Annotated in this window: 23 protein-coding genes; 13 read left to right on the top strand and 10 right to left on the bottom strand. The window is 63.0% G+C overall.

Annotated features, from left to right (window positions below; translation table 11 throughout):
* Window positions 1-201: 201 nt before the first annotated feature.
* The 5 genes from KHO31_RS34385 to hutC (KHO31_RS34365) all read left to right on the top strand — a co-directional run bounded on the left by KHO31_RS34385 (window position 202) and on the right by hutC (KHO31_RS34365) (window position 4,226).
* Window positions 202-1,029, top strand: coding sequence for a transporter substrate-binding domain-containing protein (locus tag KHO31_RS34385; protein WP_201082229.1), 828 nt, complete (start codon window positions 202-204; stop codon window positions 1,027-1,029).
* A 111-nt stretch (window positions 1,030-1,140) separates the two neighbouring features.
* Window positions 1,141-1,791, top strand: coding sequence for an amino acid ABC transporter permease (locus KHO31_RS34380; protein ID WP_201082231.1), 651 nt, complete (start codon window positions 1,141-1,143; stop codon window positions 1,789-1,791).
* Between the two features lie 30 nt (window positions 1,792-1,821).
* Window positions 1,822-2,484, top strand: coding sequence for an amino acid ABC transporter permease (locus KHO31_RS34375; protein WP_211621313.1), 663 nt, complete (start codon window positions 1,822-1,824; stop codon window positions 2,482-2,484).
* A 19-nt stretch (window positions 2,485-2,503) separates the two neighbouring features.
* Window positions 2,504-3,373, top strand: a complete 870-nt coding sequence (locus KHO31_RS34370) for an amino acid ABC transporter ATP-binding protein (protein WP_321207338.1) — start codon at window positions 2,504-2,506, stop codon at window positions 3,371-3,373.
* A 52-nt stretch (window positions 3,374-3,425) separates the two neighbouring features.
* Window positions 3,426-4,226 (top strand): histidine utilization repressor, encoded by an 801-nt coding sequence (hutC, locus tag KHO31_RS34365; protein WP_211625415.1) that lies wholly within the window; start codon window positions 3,426-3,428, stop codon window positions 4,224-4,226.
* A gap of 26 nt (window positions 4,227-4,252) precedes the next feature.
* Here the strand turns inward: hutC (KHO31_RS34365) and hutC (KHO31_RS34360) are convergent, their stop codons facing one another.
* The 8 genes from hutC (KHO31_RS34360) to KHO31_RS34325 all read right to left on the bottom strand — a co-directional run bounded on the left by hutC (KHO31_RS34360) (window position 4,253) and on the right by KHO31_RS34325 (window position 11,991).
* The gene (gene hutC / locus KHO31_RS34360) at window positions 4,253-4,936 is read right to left on the bottom strand and encodes a histidine utilization repressor (protein WP_144025849.1); all 684 of its coding nucleotides are present in this window, start codon (window positions 4,934-4,936) and stop codon (window positions 4,253-4,255) included.
* 215 nt (window positions 4,937-5,151) lie between these two features.
* Window positions 5,152-6,795 carry an HAL/PAL/TAL family ammonia-lyase gene (locus KHO31_RS34355; protein WP_201082237.1) on the bottom strand — a complete coding sequence of 548 codons (1,644 nt, stop codon included), beginning with the start codon at window positions 6,793-6,795 and terminating at the stop codon, window positions 5,152-5,154.
* Between the two features lie 54 nt (window positions 6,796-6,849).
* The gene (locus KHO31_RS34350) at window positions 6,850-7,641 is read right to left on the bottom strand and encodes an ABC transporter ATP-binding protein (protein ID WP_115777702.1); all 792 of its coding nucleotides are present in this window, start codon (window positions 7,639-7,641) and stop codon (window positions 6,850-6,852) included.
* 34 nt (window positions 7,642-7,675) lie between these two features.
* Entirely contained in the window at window positions 7,676-8,431 is a 756-nt protein-coding gene (locus tag KHO31_RS34345) for an ABC transporter permease (RefSeq protein WP_211625413.1), read from the bottom strand.
* Window positions 8,432-8,446: 15 nt separating this feature from the next.
* Window positions 8,447-9,169, bottom strand: a complete 723-nt coding sequence (locus KHO31_RS34340; protein WP_201082241.1) for an ABC transporter permease — start codon at window positions 9,167-9,169, stop codon at window positions 8,447-8,449.
* 91 nt (window positions 9,170-9,260) lie between these two features.
* Entirely contained in the window at window positions 9,261-10,085 is an 825-nt protein-coding gene (locus tag KHO31_RS34335; protein WP_236555793.1) for a transporter substrate-binding domain-containing protein, read from the bottom strand.
* Between the two features lie 326 nt (window positions 10,086-10,411).
* Window positions 10,412-11,092 (bottom strand): methyltransferase family protein, encoded by a 681-nt coding sequence (locus tag KHO31_RS34330; RefSeq protein WP_201082246.1) that lies wholly within the window; start codon window positions 11,090-11,092, stop codon window positions 10,412-10,414.
* Window positions 11,093-11,151: 59 nt separating this feature from the next.
* Window positions 11,152-11,991, bottom strand: a complete 840-nt coding sequence (locus KHO31_RS34325; protein ID WP_201082248.1) for an arylamine N-acetyltransferase family protein — start codon at window positions 11,989-11,991, stop codon at window positions 11,152-11,154.
* Between the two features lie 501 nt (window positions 11,992-12,492).
* Between KHO31_RS34325 and KHO31_RS34320 the strand changes: the two genes are divergently transcribed.
* The 6 genes from KHO31_RS34320 to KHO31_RS34295 all read left to right on the top strand — a co-directional run bounded on the left by KHO31_RS34320 (window position 12,493) and on the right by KHO31_RS34295 (window position 20,508).
* A complete protein-coding gene (locus tag KHO31_RS34320) occupies window positions 12,493-13,992 on the top strand; it encodes a carbohydrate porin (RefSeq protein ID WP_407945981.1) in 1,500 nt (499 codons plus the stop codon).
* Between the two features lie 100 nt (window positions 13,993-14,092).
* Window positions 14,093-15,244 carry an NHL repeat-containing protein gene (locus KHO31_RS34315; protein ID WP_201082250.1) on the top strand — a complete coding sequence of 384 codons (1,152 nt, stop codon included), beginning with the start codon at window positions 14,093-14,095 and terminating at the stop codon, window positions 15,242-15,244.
* Between the two features lie 81 nt (window positions 15,245-15,325).
* Window positions 15,326-16,684 carry a Dyp-type peroxidase gene (locus KHO31_RS34310; protein WP_201082252.1) on the top strand — a complete coding sequence of 453 codons (1,359 nt, stop codon included), beginning with the start codon at window positions 15,326-15,328 and terminating at the stop codon, window positions 16,682-16,684.
* An 88-nt stretch (window positions 16,685-16,772) separates the two neighbouring features.
* The gene (locus KHO31_RS34305; protein WP_201082254.1) at window positions 16,773-17,804 is read left to right on the top strand and encodes an iron ABC transporter substrate-binding protein; all 1,032 of its coding nucleotides are present in this window, start codon (window positions 16,773-16,775) and stop codon (window positions 17,802-17,804) included.
* Window positions 17,805-19,409: an ABC transporter permease gene (locus KHO31_RS34300; protein WP_201082256.1), complete on the top strand. Its 1,605-nt coding sequence runs from the start codon at window positions 17,805-17,807 to the stop codon at window positions 19,407-19,409.
* Window positions 19,410-19,449: 40 nt separating this feature from the next.
* The gene (locus KHO31_RS34295; RefSeq protein ID WP_201082258.1) at window positions 19,450-20,508 is read left to right on the top strand and encodes an ABC transporter ATP-binding protein; all 1,059 of its coding nucleotides are present in this window, start codon (window positions 19,450-19,452) and stop codon (window positions 20,506-20,508) included.
* Between the two features lie 26 nt (window positions 20,509-20,534).
* Here KHO31_RS34295 and KHO31_RS34290 read toward each other — a convergent pair whose 3' ends face one another.
* Window positions 20,535-21,398 carry a LysR substrate-binding domain-containing protein gene (locus KHO31_RS34290; protein WP_201082259.1) on the bottom strand — a complete coding sequence of 288 codons (864 nt, stop codon included), beginning with the start codon at window positions 21,396-21,398 and terminating at the stop codon, window positions 20,535-20,537.
* A 101-nt stretch (window positions 21,399-21,499) separates the two neighbouring features.
* Between KHO31_RS34290 and KHO31_RS34285 the strand changes: the two genes are divergently transcribed.
* The gene (locus KHO31_RS34285; RefSeq protein WP_201082260.1) at window positions 21,500-22,420 is read left to right on the top strand and encodes a DMT family transporter; all 921 of its coding nucleotides are present in this window, start codon (window positions 21,500-21,502) and stop codon (window positions 22,418-22,420) included.
* Window positions 22,421-22,551: 131 nt separating this feature from the next.
* Here the strand turns inward: KHO31_RS34285 and KHO31_RS34280 are convergent, their stop codons facing one another.
* Window positions 22,552-23,850, bottom strand: coding sequence for an MFS transporter (locus KHO31_RS34280; protein ID WP_201082334.1), 1,299 nt, complete (start codon window positions 23,848-23,850; stop codon window positions 22,552-22,554).
* 187 nt (window positions 23,851-24,037) lie between these two features.
* On the opposite strand from KHO31_RS34280, the gene KHO31_RS34275 reads away from it, so the two are divergent.
* Complete coding sequence (locus tag KHO31_RS34275; protein WP_201082264.1) at window positions 24,038-24,811, top strand: GntR family transcriptional regulator; 774 nt, start codon at window positions 24,038-24,040, stop codon at window positions 24,809-24,811.
* The last annotated feature ends 6 nt before the right edge of the window (window positions 24,812-24,817 follow it).

Below are 24,817 nucleotides of genomic sequence, written 5' to 3'. Positions count from 1 at the left end.
CGTCTCGCGCACCTTCGTTGTATATACCGCCAAAAGCGCACCTGCAAGTTGCTTCACGGAGCTTCACGTAAGGGCTTTTCTCTACTCGCGTGATTATTTATTTTGCGTGGAAAGTGCGGTATATACTGCCTCGAATGACTCGCGCGGGGTCCGCTGACGAACCGCTTTCGCGCGACACCGCTTTGCCAACCGGAGAATCCCATGAGCATCCTTGCAGGCTGGAAGTGTCGTTTGGTCGTGCTGGCGCTGTGCGCCGCAAGCGTCACCGCCCACGCGGAAGATCAGCTCGCCAAAGTGAAGAAAGCAGGCGAACTGGTGGTCGGTACCGAGATGCAGTTCGCGCCCTTCGACTTCCTTGAGAACGGCCAGCAAGCAGGTTTCAATAAGGATCTGTTCGCCGAGATCGGCAAGGAAATGGGCGTGAAGGTGCGCTTCATCGACTTGCCGTGGCCGAGCGTGCTGCCTGGTCTCGAAGCCGGCAAGTTCGATATGGTGGGCGGCCCGCTGACCGTCACCAAAGCGCGCATGGAACGCTACACGTACACCTTGCCGATCGCGGACGCCACCGACGCGCTGCTCAAGCGCGCCAACGATACCGCCGTCAAGCAATCGTCGGATATCGCGGGCAAGACTGTCGGCGCGGGCAAAGGCTCGGCCCAGCTCGACCAGTTGAAGACGTACGTCGCCACCTTGCCGAAGCCGCCTGAAATCCGCGAATACGTCGACAACAATCAGGCCTACGCCGATCTCGCCGCCGGTCGCATCGCGGCGGTCGCGAACTCGATGACCAACATTGCGTACGTCGCCAAACAACGCCCCGAAACTTTCGCCGTGGTACAGCCGCCGTTCGGCGCGAAAGTGTACTTCGCTTACTGCCTGCGTAAAGACGCGGATAGCAAGTCCCTCGCCGATGCTTTCAACGCGGCGCTCGTGAAAATGCACAACGACGGGCGCCTCACGGCCTTGCAGAAAAAGTGGTTCGGTGTCGCGATGGATGCGCCGACGACGATGCCGGAGCCAAACTATTGATGGCTCGATGCATGGACAGCCTGACGTTTTAACGCAAACGTTTTTGAAGTACGCGATGCGCCTCTCCCGACGAGCCGCATCGCCCTCCCCGTTCCAACGAGTGCGACGCTTATGTTCAGCACAACCGTGTTTCTACAAGGCTTGCCGCTGCTGCTGCACGCGGCGCTCGCCACCATCGGCATTTCGCTTACGGGTCTCCTGATCGGTTTCTTCGTCGCGATCGGCGTGTGCGCGGCACGCCTCTCCCCGAAGCGCGCCGCCCGCATGTTCGGCGGCGCCTACGTGTTCTTTTTCCGCGGCGTGCCGATGCTGGTGCAACTGCTGCTGGTGTATTACCTGCTGCCGTTCGCCGGAATCAACGTGTCGCCCATCGTTGCGGCAGTCAGTGCCGTATCGCTGTGTTCCGCTTCCTATATTGCCGAAATTCTGCGCGGCGGCTTCCTCAGCATTCCGCCGGGGCATATCGAAGCCGCACGCATGCTCGGGCTGTCACCGTTCGATATGCTGCGGCGCATTCTCGTGCCGCAAGCGTTCCGCTTGACGCTGCCCTCGCTCGTCAATGAAATGGTGCTGTTGATCAAGGCTTCGTCGCTGATTTCGGTGGTGGGTGTGGCCGAGTTGACGCGCACCGCGCAGAATATCGCGGCCAGTACCTATCGGCCGCTCGAAGCCTACCTCGCCGCCGGGCTGATTTACTTCGTGATCTGCGGAAGCCTGGCGCTCGTCGCGCATGCCGCCGAATACCGTTTGCAGCACGCCTGACCGACTCTGAGCTTGAGATTGAAATAAGCCATGCAACAGCTCGACCCCACTGTCATCACGCACAATCTGCAGCCGATTGCCGCCGGTCTCGCGACCACACTCGGCACCTGGGCCGCAGGCGTCGCGATCGGCATCCTGATCGGCTTTCTGATCGCCGTGCTGCAGCTCTTTTGTGGACGCTGGGTGCGGGGTGCGTTGCGCTTCTACATCGAACTATTTCGCGGCACGCCATTTCTGGTGCAACTGTTTTTGCTGTACTACGGCGGCCCATCCATCGGCCTCACGCTCGAACCGATGACGGCCGGCGTGCTCGGCTTAGGCCTCTACGGCAGTGCGTATTTCGCCGAAGCCTTCCGCTCGGGCTTTCAATCGGTGCCGCCGGGTCATCTCGAAGCGGCATCCTGTCTCGGACTGACCCGCTGGCAAGCCGTCCTGCGCATTCAGGTGCCGCAAATGCTGGTGCTGATCGTGCCCGCACTGACCAATCTGATCATCGTGTTGAGCAAGGAGACCGCGGTGCTGTCGATCGTCACCGTGCCCGAGCTCACGTTCGTGTTGACCGGCATCGGTTCGGCCACCTTCGCTTTCGTCGAAACGCTGCTGGTGCTGTGCGTGTGCTATCTCGCGCTGGTCGAGCTGACCTCGCGCGTCGGCATGTGGGCCGAAACCCGCATTGCGCGCTTCATGGCATGAACGGAATCCGGACCACCCTATGAACGCCATCGCCGACATGCCCTCCTCCGCGTCCCCCGCTGCCTTCGAGACGCCGCCCGGCGCGCCGCTGATCGAAGTGCGCGACCTGAAGAAACGCTTCGGCGAAGTCGAGGTGCTGCGCGGCGTCGATCTCGAGATCGCCCGCTCGGAAGTAGTCTGCATCATCGGCCCCTCGGGCTCGGGCAAGAGCACGCTGCTGCGCTGCCTCGCCGCGCTCGAGACCTACGATCAAGGCGACGTGCGCATCGAAGGCGAACTGCTCGGCTATAGCGAGCGCAACGGAAAACGCGTGCGAGCGTCGCAAAGCGAGATCAATCGCGTGCGGCGCAACGTCGGCATGGTGTTTCAGCAATTCAATCTGTGGCCGCACATGACGGCGCTCGGCAATGTAACGGAAGCGTTGCTGCGCGTACGCCATCTGTCGCGTGAAGAAGCGCGCCGCCGCGGCAATGCAATGCTGGAAACAGTCGGCCTTGCGCATAAGGGCGATGCCTACCCGTCGAAACTCTCGGGCGGCCAGCAGCAGCGCGTTGCAATTGCACGCGCCCTGGCGATGGAGCCGCATATCATGCTGTTCGACGAACCGACTTCGGCGCTCGATCCGGAGCTGGTCGGTGAAGTTCTGCAGGTGATGAAGCAGCTCGCGCGCGACGGCATGACGATGGCTGTGGTCACGCACGAAATGGGTTTTGCCGCACAGGTCGCCGACAAGGTGATGTTCATCGACCAGGGACGTATCGCCGTGCAAGGCAAGCCACGCGAAATCTTTCACGATGCGGGGCAGCCGCGTTTGCGGCAGTTCCTGCAAAACTACTTCGACCGCAATGCCTTCTGGGCGCGGGGCTCTGACGATGCGGAGGTAATATGAACCCGCGCCGGTGCCCTCCCGGTTCGCGCGGACTATAGCGCAAGGGCCGCCAATGTCATCCACAGTTCGCAGCAAAGCTCACGACAAACCGCCCACCGCGACGACGAAAACCGCGCGCGTGGAGACCGACGCACCGGCCGCCCGCTACGAGCAGGTCAAAAACCACATCCGCCAGATCATCGAATCGGGTGGGCGGCAAGCGGGCGACCGTCTGCCGTCCGAGCAGGACCTGGTCGCGACGTTAGGCGTGTCGCGCATGACGGCAAATCGCGCGCTGCGCGAACTCGCCGATGATGGCCTCGTCACCCGTGTGTCCGGCGTCGGCACCTTCGTCGCGCAAACCAAGCCGCAATCGACACTGCTGATGATCGCCCATATCGGCGACGAAATCCGCTCGCGGGGTCACGAATACAGCTACGACACGGTCCTGGCTCAACGCGAGACCGCGCCGGTGACGGTGTCGAACGCTTTAGGGCTGGCGCCGGGCACTTCCGTATTCCATGTGATTTGCGTGCATCGCGAGAACGGCTTGCCGGTGCAGCTCGAAGACCGCTACGTCAATCCCGCAACCGCGCCGGACTTCCTGAAGCAGGATTTCTCCACGACCAAGCCGTCCGAGTATCTGTACGAGACCGTGCCGGCGCACGACGTCGAGCATGTCGTCGACGCGGGTTTGCCGACGCACGCCGAAGCCGGCTTGCTGGAGATTCGTGCCGATGAGCCGTGCCTGACGCTGATGCGCCGCACATGGACGAGCGGCGTTGCGGTCACGTTCGCGCGGTTCGTCCATCCTGGCTCGCGGTATCGGCTGGGTTGCCGGTTCACGCCGGATCTGTCGCAGCGCCAGGGTTAGCGGCGCAAGCGCCGCCACACGTGCCGCTAAACGTTGCCCGCCAGATGGAAACGCGACGCCGGATGCCACAACTGCACCGACGTCGCCACATCATCACCGACCCAGGTGCGGCGCCATAGCTGCAAGCAGGGCTCGCCGATATCCATCATCAAATGCCGGCGCACATACGCGTCGGGCTTCTGCGCATAGATGCGAAACTCCGCGCGCTGGATCGGCGCGAGCCGCACCATGTAGTGATTCGGCGTCTCGACGGTGAAGTCCTGTTGCAGGTAGTCGGGGAACACCTTCGGATTGACGTAGCGATCTTCGTACTGAATCGGTTCGCCCTCTTCGCTGTGCACGATGCACGAATGAAACGCCGGGCCGCTGGCGAGGCCGAGCGCCTCGAGCGCGTGCGGATCGTCGCTCGGTTCGAGCGTCAGCACACGTGCCGAATGACGATGGCCACGCGCGGCGATTTCGTCGGCGATATTGCGGATTTCCAGCACCGTCGATTCGTAGCGTTGCGGCGCGACGAAAGTGCCGGAACCTTGCACGCGAGTCAGCACGCGTTCGGTGGTGAGTTCGCGCAGTGCGCGCGATACCGTCATGCGCGCGACGCCGAATTCCTTGACCAGCTCCGTTTCGGACGGAATCAAGCCGCCCGGCTTCCAGTCCCCTTCGCTGATGCGCCTGATCACGTAGCGCTTGATCTGCTCATAGGCGGGCATCGCCTTGGCGGGTGTCTCCTGAGTACGACCAGGACGGTCCTGCGTGTCTGCGGTTTGCGCGTTTGTAATAGTGTTCACGTCGACCTCGTGGGTGGTACGCGGGTGGTACACGTCAGCCCGGCTCACCGGCGGGTAAGCCCGCTCACCGGCTTTGTCTCCATCAATTCGAGTCCATCGACTCGAGTCCATCAATTCAATTCCAGCAACTGGGCGCTTCAACCTGCGTGGGCAGCTCCCCGACCGTCGTTGGCCGCCGGTTCGGCGCCGAGCTTGCCCACGGCGGCAATGCCCGTCAGGCTCGCCAATGCGGCGAGAGCTGCATCGCTGACTGAATCGTCCGGCCCGGGCCGAATATTACCAGGGTTTGGCAGCGGCGGCGGCATTCCGTCGGCGATCATGCGAAACGCGATCGTCATGTCGTCCGCGAGCGGCCGGTCGTCGCGATAAGTCGGCACGGCGAGGCGTACGCGTTGCCAGAGCGCATTAGTGTGCGGTGCGCGCGGTGCATCGATGCTTTGCAGATCGTAGGCTTGTGCCGCCGCCAGCAATTCGATCGCGACGATGCGCCCGGCGTTGTCGATGATCTCGAGCGCTTTCAGCGCAGCGGGCGTGGCATGGCACAGATGGTCCTCCTGCAGGCCGGACGTGATGCCGCCGTCGAGACTCGCGGGCATCGCGAGGCGCCGGTTCTGCGCGACCAGCGAGGCCGCCGTGTACTGTGCGATCATGAAACCGGAACAGGTGCCGCCCGGCTCCGCGAGAAACGCCGGCAAGCCGCTGACGAGCGGATTGACGAGGCGATCGAGACGCCGCTCTGCCATCGCCGCGATCTGCGCAATGGCGGTGGCGAGGCTATCCATCGCGAGTGCGATCGATGCACCGACCGCGTGCGCCTGCGAATAGACGCGCGGCGCCTCAGGGGTGCCGGCGACGATCGGGTTGTCGGTAATCGATGCGAGCTCGCGGTTGAGCACATCGGCGGTCGCGGCCAGCACGTCGCGCGCGGCGCCATGCACGTGCGGAATGGTCCGCAAGCTCAACGGGTCTTGCGTGCGCTGACCGACCACTGCAGCGAGGATGCCGCTGTCGGCGAGCGCCGTGCGCATGCGTTCGCCGACCAGCTTCAGGCCGGGTGAGATGCGCAATGCCAACGATTCGGCATCGAACGCGGCGAGCTGGCCGCGCAGATTCTCGAAGCTCATCGCGGCAACGATGTCGGTCCAGTCGAGCAGGCGCTCGGCGCGCGCCAATGCCAGCGCCGCGAGACCTGTCACGCACGGCGTGCCATTGACGAGGCTCAGGCCTTCCTTTGCTTCGAGCACCAGCGGTTCGAGTCCGAGCATCTGCAACGCGTCGCGCCCCTTGAGCCGTTCGCCGCGATAACGCACATGGCCTTCGCCGATGCAGACCAGCGCAATATGCGCCATATGGCTCAGATAACCGACCGAGCCAAACGTCGGCACTTCGGGCAGGCAATCGGCATTGATCAACGCGACCAGCCGGTCGGCGACTTCGAGGCGAATCCCCGAGTGTCCGTGTGCGTAATTGTTGACGGCCGCCACCATGATCGCGCGCGTTTCAGCCGCGCCGAGCGGCACACCAACGCCAACTGCATGGCTCATCAGGATGTTGCGCGACAGCGTGTGCTGCTCGGACGGCGACACGATCACGTCGCACAACGCGCCGACGCCGGTATTCACGCCATACGCGCGAATGCCGCGCGCGACGATCTGCTCGACCAGTTCGCGCGACGCAGCGATCCGCGCACGCGCACTGGCGGAAAGCTCAAGCGGCTCGCCGGCGGCAACCGCGGCGACCTGAAACCAGTTGAGAGGACGATCGGAACGGATGACGGCCATGATAGTGCTCTGCCCGGTAAAGTAACGAGGTGAGGACCAGCTAACGCTGATCAGTTAGTTAGTCGTGCGATCCTGATGGCTCGACACGAATTGGCGAAAGCGATCGGACTTGCATTCGACGAACACTTCGTCCGGCGTACCGTCGGCTTCCACCTGACCTTGGTGCAGGAACATCACGCGATTCGACACATGGCGCGCGAAACCCATCTCGTGTGTGACGACCAGCATCGTGCGGCCTTCTTCAGCCAGCGAGCGCATCACCCGCAAGACTTCGCCGACCAGTTCGGGGTCGAGTGCCGAGGTGGGTTCGTCGAACAGCATCACCTTCGGATGCATCGCCAAAGCACGCGCAATCGCCACACGCTGCTGCTGACCGCCGGACAAATGTGCCGGATAGTGAGCGCGTTTTTCCGCGAGGCCGACTTTCGCGAGCAATGCTTCCGCTTCTTCAACCGATTCGGCGCGGCTGCGCTTTTGTACGCGCATCGGCCCTTCGATCAGATTCTCCAGCACGGTCATATGCGACCAGAGGTTGAAGTTCTGAAACACCATGCCGAGTTGCGAGCGCACGCGGTCCACCTGGCGGCGGTCGCTCGGTTGCAGCTTGCCGTCGCCGCGACGTTTCATTTTCAGCTCTTCGCCACCGAGCGCCACCGAACCGTCATCCGGCGTTTCCAGCAGATTCAGGCAGCGCAGGAACGTGCTTTTGCCGGAGCCGCTCGCGCCGAGAATCGAAATCACGTCGCCTTGATGGGCGTCGAGCGAAATGCCTTTGAGCACGTGGTGGTCGCCGAACGACTTGTGAATGTTCTTGACCGACAGTGCAACAGGTGCCGTAGCGTTCATGGAATTCTCCAGATTCTGCAAGATATGCGATCGTTCAGGGCGCAGCGCGGCGTGCTTCGGTCGTGGTTGAAACCGGCCGCTTCGGCGCGCTTTGCGCGGGCGCCGCACGCAGATGGCGCGACAAACGCGTCTCGAGGAAGCCGAGCAGGCGCACGATGACGAAATTCAGGAACAGATAGATCAGCGCGGCGCAGATGAATACTTCAGTGGTGCGGTACGTTTGCTGAATGATCTGCTGCGCAACGCCGGTCACTTCCCACACGGTGACGAGACTGGCGAGCGCGGTCGATTTGACGAGCAGCACGGCCTCAGTCGAATACGCGGGCAAACACTGGCGCAAGGCAATCGGACCGATCACGCGACGCAGCAGCGCGAAACCCGACAAGCCGATCGAATAGCCCGCTTCGATCTGACTGACCGGCACGGCCATCAACCCGCCGCGAATAATCTCAGCGGTATATCCGGCGGTGCACAGCGCCAGGGATAAAACCGCGCACATGTATGGCTCGCGCAACACCGGCCACAGAAAGCTCTCGCGAATCACGCCGAACTGGCCCATGCCGTAGTAGACGAGGAACATCTGGATCAGCAGCGGCGAGCCGCGGAACACGAGGATATAAGCGCGTGCGAAGCGATTCGGCAGCCAATGCGGCGACACACGCATCGTGACGATCACGAGCGAGAGCAGGCCGCCGAGAATCAACGAGCAGAAGAACAGCCCGAGCGTAGTCGGCACGGCCGCAAGCAGCTGTCGCAGCGTGTCGAGCAGGAAATCGAAGTCGAAATGCATGATGTCCGGTCCTCGTCAGTTGCGCGCGAAGTTGCGCTTGAAGGATCGGCCCACGCGCGCTTCGGCGCGGTTGAAGATCCGGTTCGAGATGCTGGTCATCAACAGATACAGCGCGCCGCCCACCACGAAGAAGGTGAAGTACTGATGCGTCGAACCCGCCGCCACCTGGCTGGCGCGCAACAGTTCAGCGAGTCCCGTGACGGAAATCAGCGCTGAATCCTTCAGACTCAATTGCCAGACGTTGCCGATACCCGGCAACGCGAAACGCAGCACTTGTGGAATCAGAATGCGCCGCGCCATCGTCATGGTGGGCATCCCGATCGAACGCGCCGCTTCGAGTTCGCCACGCGATACCGCGAGTACCGCCGAGCGATACACCTCGGCCTGATACGCGCCGGAGATCATGCCGACCGCGAGCGCGCCGATCACGAACGGTGGCACGCCGACAAAGCCGTCCGCGCCGAACCATTGACCAATCGTGGTCACGAGCGTCGAGCCGCCGAAATAGAACAGATAGATGACGAGCAACTCAGGCACGCCGCGAAACACCGTGGTGTACACATCGCCGATTACGCGCAGCGTGCGAAACCGCGACAGCTTGGCCGCCGCGATCAGCGCGCCAAACACAGCGCCAACCGCGAGCGCTGCCAGCGTGAGCGCGACTGTCATCAATGCCGCGAGCAGCAACACGCCGCCCCAGCCTTCCGGCCCGAAGCCGAGCATCTCTATCAGAGCCATTCCCTATCCCTCATCCATGACGGCGGATCTAACCAGCCGGCATGCGCGGCGTGACGCCGCGCAAACCGCTACAGCTGAACGCTCAGGCGATTCAAGGCGTGACGTCGGTGTTAAACCACTTGGTCGAGAGTTTCTTGACGGTGCCGTCTGCAAGCGCAGCACTGAGCGCGGTATCGAACTTCGCTTTCAGGTCGGCGTCCTGCTTGCGGAATGCGAGGCCTTCACCCGGCCCCCAGATCGGGCCGCCGATCTTCGGGCCTGCCAGGAAGATCGACGTGGCATTTTTCTTGTCGATGTTGGCGGCGTAGTAGGTCACGTCGTCGAACGAGGCGTCGATACGACCGTTTGCCAGATCGAGGTCGCGCTCAGGCGAAGTTTTGTAGACACGGATCGTGGCGACGTCCTTGAAACTGTCGTTGATGAACTTGGTGTAGACCGTGCCCGACTGAATGCCGATGGTCTTGCCCTTCAGTTGCTTGCGCAAGGCGTCGACGGTGGGTTGATCGGTTTTCGGATCGCCCGACAACTTGACGACGGCCGCGGTCGGCACGGCCTTGGGCAGCACTTTCACGTCACTCACGGCGAACGTGGCCGGCGTGGCGGCATACGGCTTCGAGAACGCGATGATCTTTTCGCGCTCCGGTGTGATCGAGATCGCGTCCATCAGGACGTCGAACTTGCCGGCCTGCAGACCGGGGATCATGCCGTCCCAGTCTTGCGCCACGAGGTTGCACTGCAGCTTGATGCGTTCGCACAGATTGGCGACCAGCTCAGGTTCGAAGCCACCCAGCTTGCCACCCGGCAGAGTCAGGTTCCACGGTGCGTAACTGCCTTCCAGGGCAATCGTCACCGTCTTCCAGTCTTTGGCCTGCACCGGTGCCGCGAAAATTGTCGCGGCGCCGAGAACGGCGCCCATCAATGCTTTTGCTAACGTCGTGCGCTTCACTTTCACGTCGAAACTCCTTTGATTGAGGAAACCGTCGAGCTGGATTTTTAACTGCGACTTAATTTGTATAGACAAGTCTGCATGAGTCAAAAGACCCTCGCAAGGGGATTTGTTCGAAATCACGGGAATCATCGGGTAAGCCCCTATAAGAGCCCGCCAGACAAGGAATTTAAGGGAGTTCTGAACGGAGAGAGGTGTTGCTCCGTTGGTGACCGGATGCGCCAGCGTGGTGCGCTTTGTCTAGACAGGTTGGCACATGAAGCGCAGATGTGCCTCGAGTTGGCGCATTGCGCGCCCTACCAGACGAACGGCACGAAGCGATAACGCACGCGCCCGGTGTAGTCGGTATAGCCCTCGAGTTGCGCGGCCAGCACACGCTCCTCGCGCACCGCGCGCCAGCCGAGACCGAGCACCAGCAGCGGTACGCAGGCAAGTCCCCACCACGAGCCGAGCAGCAATGGCGTGCCGATGAACAGCAGCAGCGCGGCTGCGTACATCGGATGACGGACGTGCGCATAAGGACCGGTATCGATGACTTTATGACCTCGGCTTGCCTGGATCTTTATGACGGGCGCGGCATAGCTATTGGCCCTGAAGACGATCAGGCACATGAAGAGGCACAGGAAGATGCAAAGCGAGCCAAGGCTCACCAGCCAGACCGGCAACGGCGCCGACCAGCGATAACGCATTGCGTCGAATCCCATCAGAACGAGCCAGGCGCACCACATTACCATCACGCCCACCATGAAGTAGCGGTCCCAGCGGCTTTGTTGCGCCTGAACGATCGGCGCGAGACGCTCGGCAAGCAGGCCGGGATCGTGACGCGCCAGCCAGAAACCGACCCATAAACTCAGCCCGCCAGTTTCGATCAGATACCACCACCCCGCAGGCCACGCGAGCGTGCCCGCGGCGCCGAACAGCAGCGCGCCCATGCAGGCCAGCCAGACCACCGTTTGCAGGATGAGGCGTGTGATCATGGTGGGTCGTGACACTCGCTGGCGGTGGTTGGTAGTTGCGGATCCTCGTTACGCGCGTCTCAGGCGGAGGCCGCCGTCGGTGAGCGCACGCGTCCGAATACTTCCGCCATATCGATGTCGCCCGTGTTCAGACCGAATAGATCGTGCAGGCAGGCTGCGAGTTCGGCTACGGACTTGAGTTGCCGTTCGCTGATGATCTGCCCGTCCGCCGCGCGTTCGTTCAGTTGGTCGTTGAGCAATGTCAGGCGCGATTCTGCGAGGACCCGGCAAACGATCAGATTGTTCAGGAAGACAGAATCCGGTGCGGTCGAGGTGTACCAGTTCGAGGTCTCGTAATCGATCCATTCAACCGGGTGCAGGTCGAAGCGGTAGACGCGGGCCCAGGTTTCATCGCGGGATTGGACTTCGAGGTAGAGCGCGCCGTGCGATGCATCGGCGAGGCGGAACGTGCTCAGTTGCGTAGGCTGAGCGGTGCCTGCGATCAGGCGCAGCGGTGCGATTAACGTCACGCTGCCGAAACCGACGTCGGCGATCCATGCCTCGCCTTTGATGTCGACTCGCAGGACCATGTGCGTGCGAGGGGGGACCGTGCCGGATTCACGGCCCCACAGGACCCGGCCCAGCAGAGGTGTTACCTCGAAGCCTAACTGGGTCAGGACGTTCGCGAAGAGTGCGTTCTGTTCGAAGCAATAGCCGCCGCGGTGTTGGGTTATCAGCTTGTGTTCGACTGATTCGAGATCGAGTTTTACCGCGCGCCGTGTGAGCGGGTTCAGGTTCTCGAAGGGAATCGATCTCGGATGCAGCTTGTGGAGCGCCTGGAGCACTTCCAACGTCGCCGCGCGAGGTCCTTTGTAGCCAATGCGGGTGAAGTAGTTTTCCAGATTCACGGTGTGTGACATCGGTGTCGTCCCGGTATGGTTTGGGGCGCTGGGCGCTTGAGGGCTTCGCGCTGCCGCGCGGCTTCGGAAGATGATCATAGCTTCTTTTGTTGTCTGCCCAGGACACCGGCCTTCCGCGTTTTCGTAGTGACCCATATCGGTCTATTGGCTTCGCCCCCAGTGCGAGGCGGCGCCTGCTTCAGAAAGCGCTCTTTACTTGCCGCCCTTCAACGCCGTCTACGCGCCGCCACATACAACTCAAACCATACTAAAACATTACGTTTTACCTCCATTTTATTTACATCTAATTCATCTTTATCGGCAGGACGTAAAGCCGGAAATTACATACTAGTAATATTGATGCGAATCGTTCTCATTAGTGTTGACGCACCCATTTCGCATGCGTACGATCTCGCCATCTGCTGCATCTGGCGTCGCGAACCGATGCGGCAAATCGCAGGCACACGGCGACGTAGTGCCGCGATGGTTAGATCAGTCGATACAACACAAATAAGGATTTCGATGAAGTTCGCCCAATCAACTGAGCCCGCCTGCAAGGCGCGTTCGCTTCGCGACTCCGTCTCTCGCGCCGGCGCCATGCGCCGCGCCGCGCTCTGCACGGCTTTGGCCTGGGCCTCGTTGACCGCCGGTGCAGCAATGGCCGACGCCAATCCCGATGCCACTCCAGAAGCGCCGGAAGCCGACCTGAACATCAAGGCAACGCAGACGGATCAGTGGACCGGCTTCTGGAATCGCCCGACCATGCTCGGCGACATCGGCGGCCTGCGCCCGTGGCTCGGCAAATACGGCGTGACGTTCGCGCTGACTGAAACCAGTGAAGTGCTGGCCAATCTCCGCGGCGGTCTGGCGCGAGGCGCGGACTACGACGGTCTCACGACCGCGACCGTGCAAATGGATACGCAAAAAGCGTTCGGTTTGCCTGGTGGCCTGTTTAATGTGAGCGCCTTGCAGATCCACGGGGCCAACCTCAGCGCCAACAAGCTGGGCACGCTGAATACGGCGAGCGGCATCGAAGCCGATGACGCCACGCGCCTGTGGGAGCTGTGGTATCAGCAGTCGTTCCTGAACAAGCGCGTCGACGTCAAAATCGGTCAGCAAAGTATCGACCAGGAATTCATCACCAGCACGAATTCGGCGTTGTTCGTCAACACGATGTTCGGCTGGCCTGCCCTGCCCTCCTACGACATGCCGTCCGGCGGTCCTGCTTATCCGCTGGCCGACCTCGGCGTGCGCGTGCGCGGACAGATCACCCCTTCGTTGACGGCGCTCGCCGGTGTATTCGACGGCGATCCGCTCGGCAACAACCCGAACAACAAGAGCGGCACCAACTTCAACCTGCACAACGGCACGCTGTTCATCGGCGAGTTGCAGTACGCGATCAACCAGCCGGCAGATGGCGAAATGGTCGGCGCGGGTGGCGACGGTTTGCCGGGTACCTACAAGCTTGGCGTCTGGTACAACAACGGCAGCTTCGCTGATCAGCGCTTCGACAACACCGGCCTCTCGCTGGCGAACCCGGCGAGCACCGGCGTCGCGCAGAATCATCATGGCGACTACAGCTTCTACGCGGTAGCCGACCAGATGATCTGGCGCCCGGATCCGGACGAGGCGCGCAGCCTCAACGTCTTCGCACGCGTGATGGGCGCACCGGGCGACCGCAATCTGGTGAGCGTCGCCGCCAACCTGGGCGTCGTGCTGAAAGCCCCGTTCGCAGGCCGCGACAATGACAGCGCCGGCATCGCGCTGACGTACATCAAGATCGGCAACCACGTAAATGGTCTCGATCAGGATAACCTGGCATTCAGCGGCGGCCCGTACGGCGTGCGCACCAGCGAAACCACGCTCGAAGCGACCTACCAGTATCAGGTCAACCCGTGGTGGCAGTTGCAAGCCGATGCGCAATACACGTTCAATGCCGGCGCCGGCCAGAACCCGAGCGACCCGACGCAGCCGCTGCGCAACACGTTCGTCGTCGGCGTGCGGACCAACATTACGTTCTGATGCCGTTCGCCATCACCCCATACGCTCAAGACAAATCGAATCCCATGCTTTCGATCATGACCGCAACTACCGCTTTGTGCGCAGGCACGGAGGCTCACTCATGAACAATCCCATGCGCAAATTTTCGCCGCGCGCCGCGCGGGCCCTGATCGCCGCTGCTGTCAGCACGGCCGCATTCGCCACGGCCGGCGTCGCGCACGCCGAGCCGCAAGGTTTCCTCGAAACCATCAAGCATCACACCACGCTGATCAACACCGTGCCGGACAACGGCGATCAGAATCCGTACGCGGTCGTGGTCGCGCCGGTCACGGCAGGCACCGTCAAGCAAGGCGACGTGCTGGTCGGCAACTTCAATAACTCGACCAATCTGCAAGGCACCGGCAGCACGATCATCAACTATCACCCGGACACCAAACAGATGACGGTGTTCGCCACGGTGCCGCGCAATCTGAAGGAATGCCCGGGCGGCATCGGCCTTTCAACCGCGATGACGATGCTCAAGTCGGGCTACGTGATCATCGGCAGCACGCCGAGCAATGACGGTACGACCGGCACAAAGGGCGCCGGCTGTCTGATCGTGATCGATCCGAACGGTAAGGTTGCGTCGACCATCACCAGTCCGAACATCAACGATCCGTGGGGCAACATGGCGGTCGTCGATAACGGCACGAGCGCGACGCTGTTCGTCAGCAATGCGGGCTTCGGCGTGGGCGGTGCGGACGGTAATCCGCCGGTGTTCAAGCAGGCCACCGTGCTGCGCCTGGACCTCGACGTGCCGGCCGGCAAACCGCCCGTCGTGAAGAAGGAAACCGTGATCGGCAGCGGCTTCGGCGCGCAGGCCGACAAGGGCGTGTTCCTCGTCGGTCCGACCGGCCTCGCGCTGTCGAGCGATCAGAAACTGCTGTACGTGTCCGATGCCATCGGCAACCGCATCACCGAAATCGACGAGCCGATGACGCGCGACACCAGCGCCGGCGTGGGCCGTCAACTGACCGCCGACGGCCTGCTGCACCGCCCGCTCGCAATGGTCACCGCGCCCAACGGCCACCTGCTCGTCACGAACGCGCTGAATGGCCAGATCGTGGAAATCGACCCCGCCAGCGGCAAGCAGATTTACGCTCGCTGGATCGACACCGACAAGGCACAATCGCCCCCTGGCAACGGCGATCTGTTCGGCCTCGCGATGACGCCTGAAGGCGACGGTTTCTACTACGTGCAGGACGACGTGAACACCCTGGTGCTCGCGAAGTAAACGAAGCAAAGACGGACGCAGATCCGGCCACCAAGCCGGACGCAACCCCGCCCCCCACGGCCAAATGAAGGTGAAGTGACCATGGCAAACGATCAACCCCCGCGGCCCTCACGGCGCGGCTTTCTGAAGGCCGGCAGTGCGGCGGTCGCAGCGGGCGCGAGCCTCGGTGCGACCGGCGTCGCCCAGGCCGCGCTCGGCAAGACGCCAGCGCACGCCGCCGATCCGACCATGGCGGTCGAGCCGTTCTACGGCTTGCATCAAGGCGGCATCGTCACGCCGCAGCAAAGCCACACCTATGTCGCCGCCCTCGATCTGACGACCGAGAAGCGCGACGACGTGATCGCCCTGCTGCGCGCCTGGACCAATGCTGCTGCCCGCATGACGCAAGGCAGCACGGCCGCGCCGTTGCCGCCGGCCGACGCGGCGAATACGGCTGCTAATACGACCGATGCGGCTAACGCCAATGGCACGTATGACGCAGCCAGCAATAAGGGCGCCCCGGATTCCGGCGACGTGCTTGGCCTCGGCCCCTGCGGCCTGACGATCACCTTCGGCTTCGGCCCGGGTCTCTTCACGCATGAAGGCAAGGACCGCTACGGCCTGGCCTCGCGCCGCCCCGCCGCGCTCGTCGATCTGCCGCGCTTTAACGGCGACCAGTTGATCGCCGAGAAGACCGGCGGCGACCTGTTCATTCAGGCCTGCGCGAACGATCAGCAGGTCGCGTTTCACGCGGTCCGGCAACTGTCGCGCCTCGCCAACGGCGTGGCGACGATGCGCTGGGGCCAGTCCGGTTTCCTGTCGGGTCCGCGCGGGCAGACGCCGCGCAATCTGATGGGCTTCAAGGACGGCACCAACAATCCGTCGACCGCCAAGCCGCAGTTGATGAACGAGTTCATCTGGGCCGGCGCCACCCCCGACGCACCGTGGATGGAAGGCGGCACCTATACGGTCTTTCGCCGCATCCGCATCACGCTCGAACACTGGGACAACACCGAAGTCGACTTCCAGGAGCAGGTGTTCGGCCGTCACAAGTACAGCGGCGCGCCGATCGGCAAGAAGAACGAGTTCGATCCAGTGGACCTGACGGAAGAGGACAAGGACGGTAATCCGGTGATTCCGGAGAACTCGCACGTGCGTTTGTCGAATCAGGCGAGCAACAACGGCGCGCAGATTCTGCGCCGTTCGTATTCGTATAACGAAGGCACGAATTTCTATATCGAGCGCTGGCCGCCCTGGCGCCAGGAGACCGAGTACGACGCGGGACTGATTTTCCTCGCTCACCAGAGCGACCCGCGCAAGGGCTTCATTCCGATCAATGACAAGCTCGCGAAGTTCGACATGATGAACCAGTTCACGACGCACGTCGGCAGCGCGGTATTCGCTGTGCCGCCGGGCGCGAAGCCGGGTTCGTATATCGGCGCGGGGCTGTTCGAGACGTAATGCAAGCCGCGAAGGAAGCCGCCTGACTAGCCACTAGGCAGGCGGCACGGCAAAGATCAACAACAACATCATTAACGGATTTAGGATCATGGCTCATTCCTGGTTTGGCACCCGCCTGCGCCTCGTCAGCAGCGCTGCCGCCCTCACGCTGGCTGCCTTCGCGACCGTGCCGTCGACGGCGCACGCTGCGTCGATCACGCTGTACAACGCGCAGCATGAACAAGTCGTCAGTCGGCTTGCCAAAGACTTTGAAAAGCAGTCGGGCATTTCGGTGAAGATCCGCAACGGCGAAGGCCCGGCAATGGCCGCGCAAATCATCGCGGAAGGCGCAGCGACGCCCGCCGACGTGTACTTCACGGAAAATTCGCCTGAGCTGATGCTGCTCGAAGAGAAAGGTCTGCTGAGCAAGGTGGATGGTTCGACGTTCGCAACCGTGCCGGCGCGCTTCAGCTCGCCGAGCGGCGCATGGGTCGGCGTGAGCGCACGCGAAAGCGTGCTGGCCTACAACACAACCAAGTTGCAGGCATCGCAACTGCCGCAATCGCTGTTTGATCTGGCCAAGCCGGAATGGAAAGGCAAGGTCGGCATCGCGCCGAGCGACAGCGACTTCCTGCCGCTGGTGAGCGCCGTACTCGCGCTGAAGGGCGAAGCGCAAACCGTGGCATGGCTGAAGGGCCTGAAAGCCAATGCGCAGATTTTCGACGACGACGAAGGCGTGGTGGCAGCCGTCAATCGCGGCGGCGTTGCGACCGGTCTGATCAACAATTACTACTGGGCGCGTCTGCACGCGGAACTCGGTGACGCGAAAACCCGCAGCGCGATCTATCACTTCGGCAATGGCGACGCCGGCGCGATGGTGAACGTGTCGGGTGCCGCGGTGCTGAAGTCGGCCCACAACACGGATGGTGCACAGAAGTTTCTGGCCTATCTGGTCAGCGAGCGCGCCCAGCAGTTGATGGCGACCAGCCACGTCATGTTCGAATATCCGCTGCATGCCGGCGTTGCACCGGACCCGATCCTCAAGCCCTTCGCTGAGTTGACCCCGCCGGCGCTGACGATTCAGCAACTCGGCGACGACAGCCAGGCCGGCAAGCTGCTGCGCCAGGCAGGCTTGCTGTAAATGAGCGATGCCGTGTCAGCCGGGCCTCCGGCTGTAACCCCCGCCCCGGCGCGCGCCCATGCGCGTGCGCCGCGCGGGTTGTTTGCGGCAGCAGCACTCAGCGCTTTGCTGGTGTTGCTGCCGATTGCGTTTACCTTCTGGCGCGCAGCGAGCTTCGGTATCGGCGAGGCGGTCGATCTGATCTTCCGGCCACTGGTCGGCGAACTGCTGGTCAACACGCTGTTGATCGTCATATCGACCACGCTCGTCTGCGCTGTCGTGGGCACGGCGGCCGCATGGTTTGTCGAGCGCACGCATTTGCCGGGACGCCGGATCTGGGCCGTGCTCGCCGCCGCGCCGCTCGCGATGCCGGCCTTTATCTCAAGCTATGCCTGGGTGTCGCTGAGCCTGGATTTGCAGGACTTCAACGGCGCGCTGCTGGTGCTGAGTTCCGCGTATTTCCCGCTCGTTTATCTGCCGGTTGCCGCGGCGTTGCGCAGCATGGACCCCGCGCTCGAAGAAAGCGCGCGCTCGCTCGGCTGCAATCGCTGGACCACGTTCATTCGCGTGGTGCTGCCGCAACTGCGTCCGGCGCTGCTCGGCGGCATGCTGCTGGTGGCGCTCGGCGTGCTGTCCGAATTCGGTGCGTTTACGCTTCTGCGCTTTCACACTTTCACAACGCAAATCTACGCGGAATACCGCACGAGTTTCGACGGCGGCGGCGCTTCACTGCTCGCGTGCCTGCTGATCGTGATCTGCCTGGTCGTGCTGGCGTTCGAGTTTCGCGTGCGCGGTGCGGCGCGTTATGAACGCGTCGATCGTGGCACCCGTCGTGCGGTCTTGCGCTATGAGCTCGGCGCATGGCGCTGGATCGTCGTCGCCGGCTTCGCCGCGCTGGCGATCGCAACGCTCGGCGTGCCGCTCGGCATGATCGGCTACTGGCTCACGCAACCGGGTGCGGCCGCCGTTACGCCGGCCGACGTGTCGCCCGAACTGCTGTTCAACGCGACGATCTCGTCGCTCGGTTTCGGGCTCGCCGCCGCCCTGCTGACCACGCTGCTGGTCGTGCCGCTCGCGTTCCTGCTGGTGCGCTATCCGACGCGTTTCGCGACGCTGTTCGAACGCACCGTGTTTCTGGCACAAGGTATCCCGGGACTGGTGATCGCGCTGGCCATCGTGTCGCTTGCGGTGCATGCGCTGCAACCGCTTTATCAAAGCGCGACGCTGCTGGTGATCGCTTACGCCATGCTGTTCATGCCGGTGGCGCTGGTGAGTGTGCGCGCCGCCTTCATGCAGGCGCAGCCGCGCCTCGAAGAGACTGCGCGCGCGCTCGGCCTGACCTGGACGCAGACCCTGTTCCGCGTGGTGTTGCCGCTGGCGGGCCCTGGACTCGGCGCGGCGGCGGCGATGGTGTTCATCTCGGTCGTCACCGAGCTGAATGCGACGTTGCTGCTCTCCCCCATCGACACGCAAACGCTCGCGACGCAAGTCTGGGCCGATACCTCGACGATGGCGTTCGCCGCCGCCGCGCCCTATGCGGCGCTGCTCACCGGTATTTCGCTATTCGCCTCCGGCCTCCTGTTCGCGTTGCTCGGCAAATCGGCGCTACTCGGCGAACGCAGCTGAACGTCGCAGATCATCGCGCGCATTTTTCCATCGGATTTTCATGAGCGAACTTCGTATCCGCGGACTGCAAAAATCGTTCGACGGCCATCCGGTGCTTCACGGCATCGATCTCTCCGTCGAGCGCGGCACCTTGCTCGCGCTGCTCGGACCGTCAGGCAGCGGCAAGACAACCTTGCTGCGTCTGTTGTGCGGCTTTGAACGCGCGGATAGCGGCAGCGTCGAAATCGACGGCAACCGTGTCGTCGGCGACAATCTGCATGTGCCTTCAGAGCAGCGCCGCATCGGTTATGTGCCGCAGGAAGGCGCGCTGTTTCCGCATCTGTCCGTGGCGGACAACATCGTCTTTGGCTTGCCGCGCACGCAGCGGCGCGCACGGCATCGTGTGGCTGAATTGCTGGAGCTGGTCGGCTTGCCGGCGAACTTCGGCGAGCGTGCGCCGCAGCAGTTGTCGGGCGGTCAGCAGCAGCGTGTCGCACTGGCTCGCGCGCTCGCGCCGTCGCCGACCCTGGTGATGCTCGACGAGCCATTCTCTTCGCTCGACGCCGCCTTGCGGCTCGAAACGCGGCAAGCGGTGGCAAGCGCCCTGGCCGCGACCGGCGCGACCGCCGTGCTGGTCACGCACGATCAATCGGAAGCGCTGTCGCTCGGCCATGAGGTCGCCGTGCTGTGGAACGGCCGGCTGATCCAGACCGCGACGCCGGAGACGCTGTACCGCAGGCCGGTGACGCGCGAGCTCGCATCGTTCGTCGGTGAAGCGGTGCTGCTGCCGGGCGTCGTCAACCAGGATCGCGTGAGTTGCGAACTCGGCGACTTGCCGCTGTGCGCGCCGACAGGCAACGGCGCGGTCGACGTCATGGTGCGGCCTGAACAGATCCGTCTGCTGCGTGCTGATGAAACGATGCCGAACGGCGCGGCGTCGCATGACGCTGTCGTGCAGGAAGTGATCTTCCAGGGACAGGACGCAGGCGTCACGCTGCAATTGCAGTCCGGCGCGCGGACCGTGGTGCGCGCCCGGGTGCCGGGGTATCAGTCGCCGCGGCCGGGGGAACGCGTGCGGCTTGCCGTAGATGGCGAGGTGACGGCTTATCCGCGAGGTTGAGCGGCGCGCGCGGTGCAGTCGCGCGCTCAAGTCGTGCGCAGCGACAAATCCTGCACCATCTGCGCGGCCAGATAATCGCACGTAGGCCGGTCCGACTTAGCGCTGCGCGCCACCACGATTTCCAGCGGCGCGATCTTCGGCAAGCCTTGCGCTTCGCCGAGAATCGCCAGCCGCGGCGGCACGCTGCAACGCGTGAGCGCAACTACCGAAAGCCCTGCATCCACCGTCGCGACCAGCCCCATCAGGCTGGCACTGCTAAACGCTGCCCGATAGCGGATACGCGCACCGTCCAGCGCCGCCAGCGTATGCTGGCGCGCCACACAGCCCGGCTCGTAAAGCCCGACCGGCAAAGGCGATACCGCCAGCACCGGCGTATCCACCGACGCCCCCACCCACACCATCGGCTCGCTGCGCACGAATTCGCCGCGCAATTGGCGGTCACGCGTGACGAAGGCGAGATCGATCTTGTTGTCCGCCAGCATCGGCGCGAGCGACGTGCTCTGCGCACAGACGATCTCGATCTCCACGTGCGGATACAGATTTGAAAAGCGCCGTAACACCGGCGACAGCAGCGACGACACGTAATCGTCCGGTGCGCCGAGCACCACGCGCCCGGTCACCTCGGGCCGCACAATCGCCGACCACGCCTCCTCATGCAACGCCAGCACGCGCCGCGCGTATTCGAGCAGCGTATTGCCGGGCCGGGTCAGCGAGAGATTGCGCGTGTTGCGCGCAAACAGCGTGGTGCCAAGCATGGTTTCGAGCCGCTTGATCTGCATACTGACCGCCGCCTGCGAGCGGTGCACGGTAGTCGAGGCCTTCGTGAAGCTGCCCGTTTCCACCACCGCGACGAAGGTGCGCAGCAAATCGACGTCGAATTCGGGGTGCATAATTTATCAATCCAGCTTATGGAATTACTCAATTTAATTCGTTTGCCGGTGCGGTGCAAGCCGCGCAATACTTGTGACTCCACCTGACGGAGCCGCTTCGCATGTCCCTCACCCAACGTCAACAAGGCGCCATCACGCTGGCCAGCGGCGGGCTTTTGATGGGCACGATCGGCATCTTCGTCGAGGAAGCGAGGCTCGGCGCGCTGACGCTGGTGTTCTTTCGCTGCCTGTTTGGCTTCCTCTCGCTCGCCGCGTATTGCGCGTGGAAAGGCTTCTTCACACGCGCGCATTTCACGCGGCGCACCGTCGCGCTGGCGTTGATCTCCGGCGTGTTGATGGTCACGCAATGGGTCGGTTTCTTCGACGCGATTCATCGCACCAGCATTGCGGTGGCGACAGTGGTGTTTCATGTGCAGCCGTTCTGGGTCGTGCTGATGGGCGCGGCGCTGTTCAACGAGCGCCTCGGCGTCGACCGGCTCGGCTGGATCGCGACCGCGTTCGTCGGGCTTGTTTTGGCCTCGGGCGTCGCGGCTACCGCGAATCTGCAGGGGCATGCGAGCTATCTGATCGGGATCGGCGAGGCATTGGCAGGGTCGGTGCTGTATGCGAGTGTCACGCTGATTGCCAAAGGACTCGGCAATTTGCGGCCGCATTTGCTGACGCTCGCGCAATGCGCGGTCGGCGTAGTGTGCCTGCCGTTCATTGCGCCGCTCACTGCTGTTCATATCGGACCCATGCAGTGGTTCTGGCTGGTCGGCATGGGCGTGCTGCATACGGGGCTGTCGTATGTGCTGATCTACGGCGCGCTGCCCAAGCTGACCACGCCGATCATCGCCGTGCTGCTGTTCGTCTATCCGCTGACGGCGATCGTTGTCGATGCCGTCGTGTATGGGCGGGCACTATCGCCGCCGCAACTCGCGGGCATGGCGTTGATCGTGATCGCAAGCCTTGGCGTGAATCTCGGCTGGCCGCTACTTTCGATGTTGCGTCCCGGCGGACGGGCGCGGCATCACGCGGATTGAGATCCGCCTCCTCTCGCATGTCCCAATCACCTGTTCGACCGCAAGTAATTTATCGCGGCGCACGGCAACGCGGATATGTAGAACATGCTGGGCGCGCCGCTCACGCCCGCCACTCAGCCAATCGGCCAGTATCACTGCGGCAGCACCTCACCTTTAGTCTCAGGCGCGAACGGAATCACAAACAGACCGACGATAAACGCCAGCGCCGTAAGTGCCACCGGCACCCCGAGCGTATGCATATGCAACACGGCTGCGCCAAGCAGAAAGTTGACACCCGCCCCAACAAATCGTCCGAACGACGTGCAGAACGCAAACGCCGTGGCCCGCACGCGGGTCTCGAACTGCTCCGGCAGCCACAAGCTGAACAGCGCGAAATTACCGCCGAAGAAGCCCAGCACACAGAGCCATGCGATAAACGGCGCTAGGCCATTCGGCAGATAGAACGCCCAGCCGAAACTGCCGGCAATCGCCACCGCCATGCCGAAGAAATAGATCGCCAGCGTCTTCTTACGGCCGATGCGTTCGGCCATTGGCGGCAAGGCGAGACACCCGACGATCGTCGAGATCGACAAGAGCCCCGTCGCCAGCGACGCCGTCCTGAGCGCATCGTTCTTCGCCATGCCGGCTTTCGTCGCCAGTTGAATCACGGCCGACGGCTCGTACACCGCACCCGCCCACAAACCGATGATCGCGATCGTCAGCAGAATGCACGCAACCCACGTGCGGCGCCGATACACCGGTCCAAAGATTTCGCGCAGCGGCTTGACATGCTCGGTGCGCGCTTCCGCCTTCTGCCACTTCTCTGTTTCCTTCACGCGCAGCAGCACGATAATCGCGACCACGACCGGCACCGCACCGGTCAGGAACATCGCGCGCCAGCCGTAATGCACGCCGATTGTGTAGTTGAGCGCGGCCGCCAGAAAGAACCCGGCGTAGTAGCCCGTTTGCAGATAACCCGCACCCATCTTGCGGCGATCTTCCGGCCATGACTCCGCCACATAGGTCCCCGCCAACGCCCACTCGCCGCCAATGCCGACCCCGGCAATGAAGCGATAGATGGCGAGCTCCCACACGTTATGGGAGGTCGCGGCAAGTCCCGTGAAAATCGCGAAGGTGAAAATGGTGCCCGCCAGCACCTTGGTGCGGCCGAAGCGGTCCGCCAACGGCCCCCAGATGAACGACAGCCCCCAGCCGACCAGAAACAGCGCGAACAGGATCGAGCCGGCAAGGCCGACATTCGCCGGCGTGGCGGCGTACCCCGAGCGCGGTAACAACTCGGTCAACGCCGGCGTCAACACGAGCGCGTAGATGAACGAGTCCATTCCGTCGAGCGTCCAGCCGGCCCACGCTCCCCAAAACCCTGCAATCTGCGAACGATTGAGCGGCGTGCGGCGCCGCGCAACTGACGTGCTGTCAGTGAGTGAATTCATCATGCTCCTCCGGCCCTGCGGTTGGCTTACCAGGCTTACGTAAAGGGAACGACAAGATGGCGCGTTTGCGAGTGGATCGATGTGCCTCGTATAACGATGGGAGGTCACCGCAGGCCGCCGGTGGTGAAAAACTTTCCGGGTTTGCCCGCCTGTAAAGCGCACTATTTCATATATAATATTCGATATCATGAGCGACGCAATCGATGGTTTTCCCCTGGACGCCCCGGCGCACAGCCCGCTTCTACCGGCGGCGGCGCCGCGTGAGAGCACGTCCCACGTCATCGCGGAGGCGCTGCGCGCGGCGATTGTCGACGGCACGCTGGCGCCTGGTGCACCGCTACGGCAGGACGCGATCGCGCGGCATTTCTCGGTTAGCGCAATTCCTGTGCGCGAGGCCTTGCGCCAACTCGAAAGCGAAGGCTGGGCGAGAGCTGCCTTGCATAAAGGCGCGACCGTCGCGCCTTTGTCGGCGGATGAAGCGCGCGAAATCTATGAGATCCGCTCCGCGCTGGAGAGCCTCGCCATCGGCCTCGCCATTCCGAATCACACCGCCGCCACGCTGCGCGAATCCGCCAGCCTCTGCCGCGCCGCCGAACGCGAGCCGGACCCGTCGTTGTACGTCGCGCGCAATGTGGCCTTTCATATGAGCCTGTATGCGCCCGCCGCCCGTCCGCAACTCGAGGACATGATCGGCACGCTGCATCGGCGTGGCGAACGGTATTTGCGCCTGAAGTTCGGCTTGCCGTCGTACAAGGGCGAGTCGGACAACGAGCACGCCGCCTTGCTCGACGCAGTACAACGCCGTGATATTCCTGCCGCACAGTCCCTGGTCGTCGCGCATCTGCTCGGCACCGGCGACCTGCTCCATCGTTTCCTGACCGAACGCGCGCAGGCAGAAGCCGCGCTTGCGAATCAACCCAAGCCGCGCGCCAGACGCACGCGCACCACCTCCGGGAGTTGACTCCGC

The sequence above is a fragment of the Paraburkholderia domus genome, from assembly GCF_905220705.1.
Classification (GTDB): Bacteria; Pseudomonadota; Gammaproteobacteria; order Burkholderiales; family Burkholderiaceae; genus Paraburkholderia; species Paraburkholderia domus.
This window is presented reverse-complemented; position numbering and strand designations above follow the sequence as displayed.